Raw genomic sequence first — 13137 nt, 5'->3', positions numbered from 1 at the left:
TGCAGGACTGGGATGTGCATTGAGTAATTCGTGCACAAAACTATACGGCTCAATCAGCCGCACAAGCCAATTCGATCCGAATTGAAAAATTGGATCACCCAAGCGGCATATTGTCGGATGAAGCGTAGACTGGCATCGGATAAATACACAATCCGGGCGCAGGCCAGAAATCTGGTCAGCCTTTTAACGATGCGCCAATAAAAAAAGGCCACGCAATTGCATGGCCTGGGTAATATTACCTATTCAGCAAGAGTTAATCGGTAGTCACTAACAATTGATCAACATACACCGCTTTCTTCGCGTTGTTGAGCACCTTTACCAAATAAGACCCCTTCGACAATTTAGCAGGCACTGTTATTTCTGCCACCTGGCCTTCGTTGCTGACGGATACCACCTTTTGTGCTACCAATCTGCCCGACAGATCGACCAGTTGAACATTATAACTACCTGCTTCCGTATTGAAGCTGACCCGGAATACACCTTTGGTCACAGGATTTGGGTAAAGCGCGATCTTATCGTTGGTGATGCGCTGGCGGTCGATGAAGGCCGGTATGGTAAGCGTTCTTTTGCTTTCAAAGGCCAGCAGACCGTTTGCCAGATCAGAAGCATTGTATACATTGCCGTTATTGGGCACTATCATTGCCTTCCAGTCTTTCATATCCACTTCATAATACCCTTCTACCGAGTTCGCACTGCTCACAACAAGTTTATCGTCGGCCACTACGGCGGCCCCGTTGGTCGTAAATGATGCAGGAAGACCATTGATCCTGCTTACGAAGGTAGCCTTGCGGGTATTGATATCTACTTTAAATACATAATGACTGGCAGAGATCACATAGAGGTTGCCCAATGCATCGGCGATCATATCGCCTCCCCAGCTGGATGGGCGGGTATGTATCGACACATCGCCATTGGCCTTATCATCTTCGAGTGCGCCCAGATCGGTGATGACCGGTTTACGGCCGGTGGTGAATTTCAGCAGGTGGTTACCGTCATTGCTTAAAGCATATCCCTGACCGTCTACTGCAATGGCCATACGCGTAATATGGTTGGCTTCGTCTTTCAGGTCCTTGGCTACCCCAAAAGCTTCGCCGGCGAAATAGGAAACTGTCGCCTCTGGCTTGTCCAGTTTGATGACCCGCAGTTCGGGTATACCCATCGGTGTGTAGAACAGCTGATTGCCTGCCTTATCATAGGCACAGGCCGCCGAGAAGGTGCTGAAGGGTTGCTGGTTGGCATCGATGAAATTGCCCGTAGGGTCCTTCAGTTGAATGGGCTTTCCTGTTCTTGCATGCGTAACCGTGATATTGGTTTGCTTGCTTTCGTATACGGAACGTACAACATTGCCATTGGAGAGATCGATCAGTTTCACTTCCGTCCAAACAAAGGATCCTTTCGTGGCGGCAGTAATGGCATATGCCTGGCGGGCCGGCTGTTGCGCCAGGGCCTCAACCAATGAAAATAATGTAATGGTGGTGAGTAAAATTCTGTGCTTCATAGACCGGTTTATTAATGATTATTGGTGTGGTTGTCTAGAAAGGTACGAATATTTCGTAGACAATCCGAATTAAGTTTTCACGAATCTGCCCGGAAACACAAAAGGCCGCCAGCTTTGAGACCGGCGACCTTTTTATAAGCAAAGTGTAGGTAGTTCGGGGTGTGTGCGAACTATTCTTGACCTGGCGGGTGTTGATGTCCGCAGGATTATTATCCCAGTGAATCGACTGCTTTCTTCACGCTGCCATACTGGATGAGAAGCGCTTTCGCTTTATCGTAATCGTTAATACCTGTTTTTTCCATGACCATCTTGGTGCCACGGTCTACCAGTTTGCTGTTGGTAAGCTGCATGTTGACCATCTTGTTATCCTCTACCCGGCCAATCTGTATCATTACGGAGGTGGATACCATATTCAATACGAGCTTTTGGGCAGTACCGCTTTTCATGCGTGTGCTGCCGGTCACGAACTCGGGCCCTACTACCACTTCTACGGGAAACTCGGCAGCGGCAGCGAGCGGAGATCCCTGGTTGCAGGTGATGCACCCTGTTACGATGCCCTGTTTACGGGCTTCATTAAGCGCTCCGATCACATAGGGTGTTGTGCCGCTTGCAGCAATCCCGATCACTACGTCATTGTCCGATACCTGGTGCTGCTGCAGATCGAGCCAACCCTGTTCCCAGCTGTCTTCGGCTTGTTCCACCGGACGCTGAATGGCTATCTCCCCACCGGCGATCAGGCCGATCACCAAACCATGGGGCATACCATAGGTAGGCGGTATTTCGGAAGCATCGAGGATACCCAGGCGGCCGCTGGTGCCAGCACCCATATAGAACAACCGGCCACCGGCCAACATCTTGTCACTAATGGCTGATACCAAAGCTTCTATTTGCGGTATTGCTTTCTCCACTGCCACCGGTACCAGTTTGTCTTCTTCGTTGATATGAGTCAGCAAGTCATGAATGCTCATCTTTTCCAAATGCCTGTAATGACTCGACTGCTCTGTTACTTTGTTGAATGACATGTATGCTATTTCTTCTTGTTGTTATACGTATATCCTGCACGAGCGGATCCTGGCCACAAGAGGCACAATCCGCTGATTTTTAATAACCTTTCCGGCCGCAGTGACCGTGTTGCATCCGGAACCTTACTTGTCAAGGTGGTATTTGATCAGGCCCTCCATCGGGTTTTTCAAGATCTGCCCCAGCTCAAACTCATAGGAATGGCACAATTCAGTTACTTTATCCCTGAAGGCATATGACACGCCTCCTGTAAAGTGTATGGGTAGTTTCCAGCTTTCGCCATATTTGCAAAGATGGTTAAAGAAAAAGTCATTTAAGCCATCTTCAATGATATTTTCAATCATGAAATGTCCGCGGTTCTCTGCCAGGAAGAGGGTGTAGGTGGCGAGGTACCGATTGGGGAAAGGTTTCTTGTAAACGTTCTCCAGTATCTCTACAGCGTTAATACCCTTGTACTTAGCTTCGAACTTATAACGCAGCTCTTCATCGTAGGTATTGTAGAGATAATACTGTATCACCTTTTTGCCTAGGTATGCGCCGCTGCCTTCGTCGCCCAGCACATAGCCCAGTCCGGGACTGTTCTTAACGACCTTCGAGCCGTTGTAGTAGCAGGAATTGCTGCCGGTGCCCAGGATGCTGGCGATGCCTTTTTCCCGGCCGCAAAGGGCACGTGCCGCACCAAACAGGTCGTGCGTTACTTCTACTTCGGCGTCGGGAAATACATTCGCTATCGCTTTCTTTACCAGCTTGGCATTAGCAGGGTTGCTGCAACCTGTTCCATAGTAATACACTGCGTCGACCGATGCTTTTTTCAATCCGGGCAACAGCTCATTACGGATTATAGCTTCAATCTGGGGGGTGTTCAGAAAATAAGGGCTGATACCCTGAGTAAATACAGTCTTGCTCTTCTTCCTTGATTCTGCCAGGCTCCATTCACATTTGGTAGCCCCGCTGTCCGCAATCAAAATGGCCATAGATATATCCGTTTAAGCATTCATACTCAGCAGCAACCATTTAACGAAGGTAAAGCGTGGAATTGAGAATTAATTATGAACTTCGCCCCTAAATTTTAAAATTGAGCGACCCCGCATGAAGTAATCTGCCAGATCGCTGTTTCTATAAAAAAGCGGCAAAAAAACGCATATCTGCCCACTTTTTAGGAGAAAAGCACCAGGTTATGACATCCGACCTTTAAAAAATATTAATTCCCGATGAAGAAATTACAGGTTTGGCTTCCCCTCTTATTTGCTTTGGTACTCATTGCAGGTATGTGGATCGGCTTTAAGTTGCGCAACAACATCCCAAATTCCCGGGGTCTCTTTGAAACTGCCCAACGGTCTTCCGTACAGGAGGTGATCGACCTCGTGAACAATCGCTATGTCGATAAGGTAAACTCCGATTCGCTGACCGAAGACGCCATCGAAGCCATGCTGGCTCATCTGGACCCCCACTCTATTTTTATCCCAGCCAAATACCTCGACGAAGTGAACGAAGACCTGCAGGGCAACTTCGAGGGCATCGGCGTAGAATTCTTTATCATCAACGATACGGTCAATATCACGAATGTACTGGCAGACGGACCCAGCGATAAGGCCGGACTTAAAGTTGGCGACCAGTTCCTGAAAGTTGGCGACTCTACCGTTGCCGGCAAGATCGATGCCGACAGGATCAAGAAGCTATTGCGAGGCCCAGGTGGCAGCCAGGTGCCGGTTACCGTATTGCGCAACAAACAGACCGTAAACACCACCATCACCCGCGGTACTATTCCTTTATATTCAGTGGATGCTGCGTATATGATCGATGCCACCACGGGTTATATTCACCTCAACAAATTCTCTGGCACTACTTACGAAGAGTTCATGCAGGCTACCGAGAACCTGCAGAAAAAAGGCATGAAGCAACTCATCTTCGACGTACGTGATAACGGAGGCGGCATATTGGGTGAAGCCGTTGATATCGTAGACGAATTCCTCAATGACAATAAACTGATCGTTTATACCCAAGGCGAAAGGCAGCAACGCCAGGAGTTCCGTTGCAAACGTCCCGGCTTACTCGAAGAGGGCAAAGTAGTGTTGCTGGTGGATGAGAATTCTGCCTCAGCCAGTGAAGTGGTTGCCGGTGCGTTGCAGGATTGGGACAGGGCCACCCTGATCGGCCGCCGCACATTTGGCAAAGGCCTTGTGCAGGAACAATACGACCTGAGCAATGGCGCCGCTCTGCGCCTTACCGTAGCCAGGTACTATTCGCCACTGGGGCGCAATATCCAGAAACCTTACAACAAAGGCAGGGATGCCTACCACGATGAAGTAGCAGAACGCTTTCATAATGGCGAGATGCTGAAAGGCGATACCAGCACCAACCACACGGGCCCTTCGTTCAAAACGCCCAAAGGCAGAACTGTGTATGGCGGTGGCGGCATTACGCCCGATATCTTCATCCCTTTCGATACTACCGGCTATTCGCGCCCGGTATATGAACTGTTCAGTAAACAAACCTTCGGACGTTTCATCTACTCTTATTATATTCAGCATCGTGACTACTTCAGCCAATTTAAGAATGCCGGCGATTTCGCGCAGCGCTTCGACCAGCAGGAACTGGCCTGGAATAGCCTGGTTGCCTATGCAGCAAAAGACTCTGTACAACTGGCTGGTGTTAACAGCCGTGATAAGCAGGAAGTAGAGCGCCGCATCTCCACCTGGCTGGCCCGCCAGATATGGCGTATGCCCGGTTACTTCGAGGTCAACAACAGGAATGATACGATGGTGAAGAGAGCCCTGGAAGAATTGAAGAAATAAGAGAACCCGCTAAAAATACAAAAGCAGCACTTCTGAAGAGGTGCTGCTTTTTTGTTTTTCTGATGGCTGATACTATCCTTTGATTGATTGTTCTTCGATTGGCTTATACTGGTGTGATCCTTTTTTTCTGTTGGCTATACCGGCGCCTAGGCGGCTTTGTAATCTTCGGGCCGGTCGAGGAGCTCTTTCTTCTCGATCTTGTAGGAGGAGATGAGTCCTAAACCACCGCCGATGGCGATCAGGGCAAAGTAGACGGCAGGATTGTCATCGTGGTGGCCCCATTTGTCGGTGCGGTAGAGTACATATTCTGAAAGGATGTAAGCTACCAGGAGTCCTGCACCGGCGCCAACCAGGAGCAATCCCCATTTCAGGTTCACGAATGGAGCGGGGCGGGCACGGTTGAGCTTGGGATCCATCCCTTTTTCGATCATCGCCATATTTTCCCGGCTGCGCAGGTAGCGTATTCCAAATATCATTAAAAAGAGCGCTAAACTGCTGAGTAACAACCAAAGTATCGCTAATTGACCTTCATCCATGGCTTAAAGTTTTTATTGTTTTAAAAGGTTTGTTTTGTTTCTTTCTGTATCAGACTACTGCTTTCGAACCCGGGTTACAGCTTTTTGAAAGTTTTTTTCTCAGTGCCTGTTACATAAACTAGGACCACCGCCGGCCCCGGCAGGTTACAGGCCGGGCCATAAATTTTTCTACCTGCAGGCCCCTCCGTCCATCGCCTTACCTGCACTCCATATATATGCAGGTGGTCCAATCCGGCAGGCTTTTAAATTTCTTACCTTGCCCCTGTAACCAAAACCACCCGAACGTAGTCTTATTAGCAGCAATGAATACCGGAACGAATGATAATGAGATCATTAGCAGAGTGCTGCGTGGTGAACAATCGCTGTATGCCGACCTGGTGAAACGATACCAGAATTTCGTTTTCACCATTACGCTACGGTACACCAACAACCGGGAGGATGCCGAAGAAATTGCCCAGGACGTATTTATCAAAGCCTATCGAAGCCTGGCCGATTTCAGGGGCGAATCACGGTTCAGCACCTGGCTTTACACCATTGTGACCACCACTTGTATCACTTTCCTGCGTAAAAAGAAGTTAGACACCCATTCGCTGGATAATGAACAGGTATTTGAGGTGGCCGACAGTGTGGATTCGGGATTCAGGGCCAACCAGGTAGAACAGAAGTCGAAAATACAGATGGTCAATAAGGCCATTCGGCTTTTAAGTGCCGACGACGCCAAATTGATCACCTTGTTCTATCAGGGGGAACAAAGCCTGGAAGAAATAGGGCAGATCATGGGACTTGAATCCAATACCGTTAAGGTGCGCCTGCACCGGGCGCGGCAAAGACTCAAGGAAAAAATGGAGACCCATTTTGTACAGGAAGTAAAAGACATTATGAACTGATCTAAAATGCAGTAGTATGAATACGCAACCATCCATTGAAGAGCGTTTGTGGGATTATATTGACGGGCTTTCCCTACCGGAGGAGAAGTCGGCCATCGAGCAGCTCATCGAGCGCAATATCGAGTGGCGTAATAAATACCGCGAACTGCTGGACGTTCATCAATTGATGAGCAAGAGCCTGGAGCTGGATGAACCCTCCATGCGCTTCACCCAGAACGTGATGGAAGATATCGCCAAACTGCATATAGCCCCTGCTACCCAGTCTTATATCAACAAGCGTATTATCTGGGGCATTTTCTCCTTCTTCATCTTAATGATCGTAGGTTTCCTGATCTATGGTTTTGGACATATCAACTGGACAAGTGGCGGTGGAAGCGGTAGTCAGTCGGTTCCCTTCAACATAGACCGTGTAAGCAGTTTTGATTTCAGCAAGGTGTTCAACAATGCCTACACCAGTGTCTTTATTATGATCAATGCGGTAGTGGGGCTGGTATTGCTCGACATGTACCTCGGTAAGAAGAAAAAGCAATTGCACGAAAACCACACATAGGCTTCGGGAAACAACACCACTTAACGTAAATACATCTTCTTTTATAGTCAAACGCTGCGGACTGCGTGATACCCTATTCATGCAGCAGGGTATGCTTATGGCCTGCCCTGCTACATGGTGATCAACTTATCACTATGTTCCGGTATGCCCCTCCGATTCTTCGGAGGGGCTTTTACATACAAACGGCCGCCTCATCGATGAGGCAGCCGTTTATCTATTGTGATCAGCAGTGTTCAGCCGCACTGCCAGATAACTTACTTAGTCTTTGAACTTCTTCTTCAGTTCCATCAATTTGGCCTGGAATGGATTGAGGGGCTCTTGTTTCTTAGACTGGCCCTTATTGGCATCTGGTTTGTTGCCGCCGGGCCTGTTGCCACCACCTTGTTGCTGGCGTCCCTGTTGCTGACCGCCACTTTTTTGTTGATCGCGCATGGTGAGGGCGATACGCTTGCGGGCCACATCCACTTCAGTAACAGTGACCGTTACCTTCTGGTTCAGCTTGATCACTTCATTAGGATCGGACACATAGGTGTTGCTCAATTGAGAGATATGCACCAATCCATCCTGTTTTACTCCGATATCGACAAACGCACCGAAATTGGTGATATTGGTTACGATGCCAGGCACCGTCATACCGGGTTTCACATCTTCGATCGTCTTGATGGTATCGTCGAAACGGAACTCCTCGATCGGAGCACGGGGATCACGACCGGGCTTTTCCAGTTCTTTGAGGATATCGCCGATGGTGAACTCACCGATGGTTTCGCTGATGTATTGCTTCTTATTGATCTTCTTGCGCAGTTCGGATTGTTTGATGAGGTCTTCAAGCGATGCCTGCAGGTCTTTTGCCATTTGCTCTACCACGAAGTAACTCTCCGGGTGTACCGATGAGTTATCGAGCGGATTGGAAGCACCGGGTATACGTAAGAAGCCCGCACACTGTTCGAAAGTCTTTGGTCCCATCATGGGCACTTTCTTCAGCTCTTCGCGCGATTTGAAGGCTCCGTTCTTGGCACGGTATTCCACGATATTCTTTGCCAGTGTATTGCTGAGACCCGATACATACAACAGGAGGTGCTTGGAGGCGGTGTTTACGTCCACGCCCACAAAGTTCACGGCGCTTTCCACTACCCTGTCGAGGGCATCCTTCAGCTTGGTCTGGTTCACATCGTGCTGGTACTGACCTACACCAATGGATTTGGGATCGATCTTTACCAATTCGCTCAATGGATCGAGGAGGCGGCGGCCAATGCTTACGGCACCACGCACGGTTACATCCTGATCGGGGAATTCTTCACGGGCCACTTCCGAGGCGGAATAGATAGAGGCGCCGCTTTCATTAACCTGGAACACACTTACCGGCCGGCCGAAGTCGATGCCACGAACCAGTTGTTCGGTTTCGCGGCCGGCTGTACCGTTACCTACGCCGATGGCTTCGATGCCAAACTTGTCGACCAGGAACTTTACTTCGGCTTCACTCTTCGACCATTCGTTCTGCGGCGGATGCGGATAGATGACGCCATTGTACACCAGGTTGCCCTGTGCATCGAGGCATACTACCTTACAACCGGTACGGAAACCGGGGTCGAGGGCCAGTACTTTCTTCGAACCGAGCGGCGAAGCCAACAGCAACTGACGCAGGTTTTCGGTAAATACATGTATCGCTTCCTCATCGGCCTTGTTCTTGCTGACGAGGCGGAATTCGTTTTCTATAGAAGATTTCAGGAGGCGATCGAAACTGTCATCGATCGCTTTCTTTACTTCAGCACTATTGGGATTGGACGACTTGATAAAGATCCTGTCCAGCTCATCGACAGCAGTTTGCTTATCGATGTTGATGTCCATGACCAGGTATCCTTCTTTTTCACCGCGGCGAATGGCCAGTACCCGGTGAGAGGGGCTTTGAGAAAGGGGCTCGTTGAACTCGAAATAATCACGGTATTTCTGCGCTTCCTCTTCTTCTTTTTTGCTGGAGAGCACTTTCGCCGTGAATACAGCGGTTTCGGTGAACAGCTGGCGTACTTTGTTACGTGCCTGCTCATGTTCTGATACCCACTCTGCGATGATATCGCGGGCGCCCTGCAGGGCTTCCTTGGTGTCTTTTACCTGGTCGTTCAGGAATTTGTTGGCTTCAGTACCCGGATCTTCGGCGCCTTGTTCGAAGAGCAACTTAGCGAGTGGCTCCAATCCTTTTTCGATGGCCTGGGTAGCCCTGGTTTTACGTTTGGGTTTATAGGGGAGGTAAATATCTTCCAGTTCGGTAGCGTCGTAGCAATTCTCGATGCGCTCTTTCAGTTCCGGCGTCAGCTTGCCAAGTCCGTCGATGGTCTTGAGTACGGTTTCTTTGCGCTTATCGAGCTCATTGAAATAAGTGATCTGCTCCACCACATTGCCAATGGCTACCTCATCAAGGTTGTTGGTGGCCTCTTTACGGTAACGTGCCATAAAGGGGATGGTGGCGCCTTCTGCCTGCAGATCGTGGATATTGGTAATCTGTTTCAGTGTAAGGCTTAGCTTTTCTGCGATCTTCTGTGTGTACTTTAATTCCATGGTCTGATACAGTTGTTTATTCCGAACCGTGCCGGGAGAACAAAGTAAGTCATTATTTATGGGCTTTGGACATGGTGGTTGCCATATCTTCTACATCCCATTTTTGACGCGTTTACTTCGCCTGATCCCATCCAAAATCGGGCAGCAAATGTAAGTGAAGGAATGAAAGGAAAAATTTTGTTTTATCAACAGCAACGATTAGTCCTGCACACATCACAAAAAGCAGTGATTCAAGGCACTTGCTGTACCCTGATCGCATAGCACCATCGCATCAAAGCGGCCGCTTTTCCAATGTTTTTATGATTATTTACGAGCTTATGCCAGGCACTGTTGCAACAGGGCATTCACTTCCTGCGGACGGCTCATGACGAGCAGGTGTCCGCCCCGGGGGATTATATGTGTGGGCTTCGTGTACCTGACCGGCAACACTTCATCGCGCGTACCGTGAATTTGTACTACAGAAGGCGGCAGCACTTCGTTCTTCCAGCTCAGCACCGCGTTCATGCTCCAGCGGATAAAGGCGGGATCACTGCTGTTAATGATCTCCCAAAGCAGCTTTTTATCTTCCGAAGTTTCATTGGTGATGAATCGCTTTAGACGGGCAGCGATCTTGACTAATCTTATAGGCACTATTTTATGCAAGCGCAACGTAGCGGCTACCCGGAAATAGCGGGGTAGGTGTGCCGATAATGGTATACTGGAGATGAGTATAGTTTTAAGCGGATTGGTTTGCTTGGCGATCTCGGTAACGAGCATGCCGCCGAACGATAACCCGACCAATGCGAATGGTTGGCTTTGATCGATCCGTTCCGTCATACGTTCCGCATAGGAGGTTAGCGATTCATCCTTTTGTGGTTTGATCCAGGTGAGGTGAACGATCTCACATCCATCCGGCAACCGAACGTATTTGAATACCCGCTCGTCGGCGGCCATACCACTGATAAAATAGGCTTTCACGCTTGTCTTTTAATCTTAAAGAATAATACAAATTTAATGCGTGACAAAGGCAGGCGCAAGTACCTGGCAAATTTTAACAATCAGCGACAGTTTGCTGCCCCTCGCCCCTATTCCGTACCTTTGCTATTATAAACAACAGTAATGGATATCAAGAACAACATACTGGAAACGATTGGCAATACGCCATTGATCAAGCTGAACAAGATCACCAAAGACCTGCCTGCTACCGTACTCGCTAAAGTGGACTATTTTAACCCCGGCAACTCCATCAAAGACCGCATGGCTTTGAAAATGATCGAAGTAGCCGAAAAAGAAGGAAAACTGAAGCCTGGCGGCACTATTATCGAGTGCACCAGCGGCAATACCGGCATGGGCCTGGCACTGGCCGCCTGTGTAAAGGGGTACAAATGTATTTTTACGACAACCGATAAGCAATCGAAAGAGAAGATGGATATCCTCAAGGCGGTAGGCGCAGAGGTGATCGTTTGCCCCACGAATGTAGAGCCCGATGATCCGCGCTCCTATTATTCCATTGCCCGCCGGCTCGCCAAAGAGATCCCGAACTCATTCCATTGCAACCAGTATGATAACCTGGCCAACCGCCTGGCGCATTATGAAACCACCGGCCCCGAGATTTGGGAACAAACCGATGGCAAGATCACACACCTGGTATGCACCGCCGGCACCGGTGGTACGGTTACCGGCACAGCCATGTACCTGAAAGAGAAGAACCCCAATATTCAAATATGGGCCATCGACGTGTATGGTTCCTTGCTCACGAAGTACTTCCGTACCGGCGAGGTCGACATGGGCGAAGTGCATCCCTATATTTCCGAAGGTTTTGGGGAAGACTTTGTGCCGGAGAACTACGATATGAGTGTGATCGATTATTTTGAACAGGTAACCGATAAAGATGGCGCTGTAATGGCCCGTCGCATTGCCAAAGAAGAAGGTTTGTTTTGCGGATACAGCGCCGGCAGCTGCCTGCAGGGACTTATGCAACTGAAGGACAAATTGAAGAAAGATGACCTGGTGGTTTGCATCTTCCATGACCATGGCAGCCGTTATGTAGGTAAGATCTACAACGACCAGTGGATGATGGAAAGAGGCTTCCTCGATGTGAAGACCTTTAAGGACATCGTGAATGGGCGTCCGGCCAAACAGAAGCTGGTTACCGTTGAACCGAAGCATACCGTAGCCGATGCGGTAGAACTGATGCGCAAACATGATATCGAGCACATTCCTGTAGTGAACGGCAATGGCCCTATTGGCGCCATCAGTGAAAGTGGTTTATTCCAAAAGGTATTTTCGAATCCCGACATCAAGAATGCCTCTGTTGAGAGTGTAATGGAACCAGCTTTCCCTGTAGTGGAATTCAATACGCCGATCGAGAAATTGCGCACGCTGATCAATAAAGACAATGGTGCGGTTTTGAGCAAGGATGATGCAGGCCACTTTCATATCGTGACCAAGTACGATGTAATTCAGGCACTCGGCAACTAATTTCCAACAACTTTATACAGCCATAGTCCTTACCTGATCAATCAGCCAGGGGCTATGGCTTCTTTATTCCAGGTATATTCATGGAATGTTCGGTTGTATTCCCGCCGGAACTTTTTATCGTGCAGCTGCCAGGCACGCAGGTCGAACGAGCCGCGCTTTGCTGGCTTCTTCTTAACATGGCCGGCTACACCATGCCGTAAACGTGCAGACTGCGAACGGGCATTTGCCCGCAGACTGGTTACAGGATACTGCTTTTCCAAAGCACCACAGTCAGCATATCGGACGGTCAGGTATTCAACGATCTCATGCTTCGTCCACTGGTATTTCATCCAGGTCATTACCTCACCGGTGATGGCGTTAAAGAGTGCTTTGCTTTTACGATGTAGAGGAACCATTGTATACAACCCGGAGGCAATGGTTGAAGCCTTTCCCAACAGATCGGCATATTGCATGGTCTTCGCGAACACCGGATCAGTTTTCACTCTTTCTGCGGTCAAAGAACTGCGTGTGCGGATAAAATATCTTTCATACATCATATACACCGTCACAGGCCCGATGGTGCCAACAAAGGGCGGAATGGAGGTAAGTCTTGCCATAACGTTGGATTTTACTTAAAGTTACTGCAAAGGCCTACGATGAAGAGCACCATTGGGTGCAACCCGTGGCATTCCGTGGCATTTAGTGACTTTCGGTGCCATTTAGTTACTTTTTGGCAGGGTGTCCTTTACCAAAATAGCTATACAGTTTCCATAAAACACGACATTTATGGAGCATATGGTCAAAAAGGTAACAGGATCCGAAAGCCGTGAGAGTTACCGGTTTTCAGAATCGCAGAAAAAAA

General features: G+C 48.9%; 11 protein-coding genes. 4 read left to right on the top strand and 7 right to left on the bottom strand.

Annotation, left to right across the window (positions count from 1 at the left end; all coding sequences use genetic code 11):
• Positions 1-253: 253 nt before the first annotated feature.
• The 3 genes from P2H89_RS16465 to P2H89_RS16455 all read right to left on the bottom strand — a co-directional run bounded on the left by P2H89_RS16465 (position 254) and on the right by P2H89_RS16455 (position 3492).
• Complete coding sequence (locus P2H89_RS16465; protein ID WP_275828743.1) at positions 254-1498, bottom strand: T9SS type A sorting domain-containing protein; 1245 nt, start codon at positions 1496-1498, stop codon at positions 254-256.
• A 209-nt stretch (positions 1499-1707) separates the two neighbouring features.
• The gene (murQ, locus tag P2H89_RS16460) at positions 1708-2520 is read right to left on the bottom strand and encodes an N-acetylmuramic acid 6-phosphate etherase (protein ID WP_275828741.1); all 813 of its coding nucleotides are present in this window, start codon (positions 2518-2520) and stop codon (positions 1708-1710) included.
• Positions 2521-2643: 123 nt separating this feature from the next.
• Positions 2644-3492, bottom strand: coding sequence for an N-acetylglucosamine kinase (locus tag P2H89_RS16455; protein ID WP_275828739.1), 849 nt, complete (start codon positions 3490-3492; stop codon positions 2644-2646).
• Between the two features lie 237 nt (positions 3493-3729).
• On the opposite strand from P2H89_RS16455, the gene P2H89_RS16450 reads away from it, so the two are divergent.
• A complete protein-coding gene (locus P2H89_RS16450) occupies positions 3730-5313 on the top strand; it encodes a S41 family peptidase (RefSeq protein ID WP_275828737.1) in 1584 nt (527 codons plus the stop codon).
• A gap of 146 nt (positions 5314-5459) precedes the next feature.
• On the opposite strand, the gene P2H89_RS16445 is transcribed toward P2H89_RS16450, so the two are convergent.
• A complete protein-coding gene (locus P2H89_RS16445) occupies positions 5460-5849 on the bottom strand; it encodes a DUF6249 domain-containing protein (RefSeq protein WP_275828735.1) in 390 nt (129 codons plus the stop codon).
• 302 nt (positions 5850-6151) lie between these two features.
• Between P2H89_RS16445 and P2H89_RS16440 the strand changes: the two genes are divergently transcribed.
• Positions 6152-6736, top strand: coding sequence for a sigma-70 family RNA polymerase sigma factor (locus P2H89_RS16440; protein ID WP_275828734.1), 585 nt, complete (start codon positions 6152-6154; stop codon positions 6734-6736).
• 16 nt (positions 6737-6752) lie between these two features.
• Entirely contained in the window at positions 6753-7286 is a 534-nt protein-coding gene (locus P2H89_RS16435) for a hypothetical protein (RefSeq protein ID WP_275828732.1), read from the top strand.
• Positions 7287-7544: 258 nt separating this feature from the next.
• On the opposite strand, the gene P2H89_RS16430 is transcribed toward P2H89_RS16435, so the two are convergent.
• Entirely contained in the window at positions 7545-9836 is a 2292-nt protein-coding gene (locus tag P2H89_RS16430; RefSeq protein WP_275828730.1) for a Tex family protein, read from the bottom strand.
• Between the two features lie 315 nt (positions 9837-10151).
• On the bottom strand, positions 10152-10793 hold the full coding sequence (locus P2H89_RS16425; protein ID WP_275828728.1) for an alpha/beta hydrolase: 642 nt from the start codon (positions 10791-10793) through the stop codon (positions 10152-10154).
• 141 nt (positions 10794-10934) lie between these two features.
• Between P2H89_RS16425 and P2H89_RS16420 the strand changes: the two genes are divergently transcribed.
• On the top strand, positions 10935-12296 hold the full coding sequence (locus P2H89_RS16420) for a pyridoxal-phosphate dependent enzyme (protein ID WP_275828726.1): 1362 nt from the start codon (positions 10935-10937) through the stop codon (positions 12294-12296).
• 41 nt (positions 12297-12337) lie between these two features.
• On the opposite strand, the gene P2H89_RS16415 is transcribed toward P2H89_RS16420, so the two are convergent.
• Positions 12338-12892, bottom strand: a complete 555-nt coding sequence (locus tag P2H89_RS16415; RefSeq protein WP_275828724.1) for a hypothetical protein — start codon at positions 12890-12892, stop codon at positions 12338-12340.
• Positions 12893-13137 lie beyond the last annotated feature (245 nt).

Source organism: Paraflavitalea sp. CAU 1676, from assembly GCF_029223285.1.
GTDB lineage: Bacteria > Bacteroidota > Bacteroidia > Chitinophagales > Chitinophagaceae > Paraflavitalea.
The sequence above is the reverse complement of the archived record's forward strand: the minus strand, read 5'-3'. Positions and strand labels throughout refer to the sequence as shown.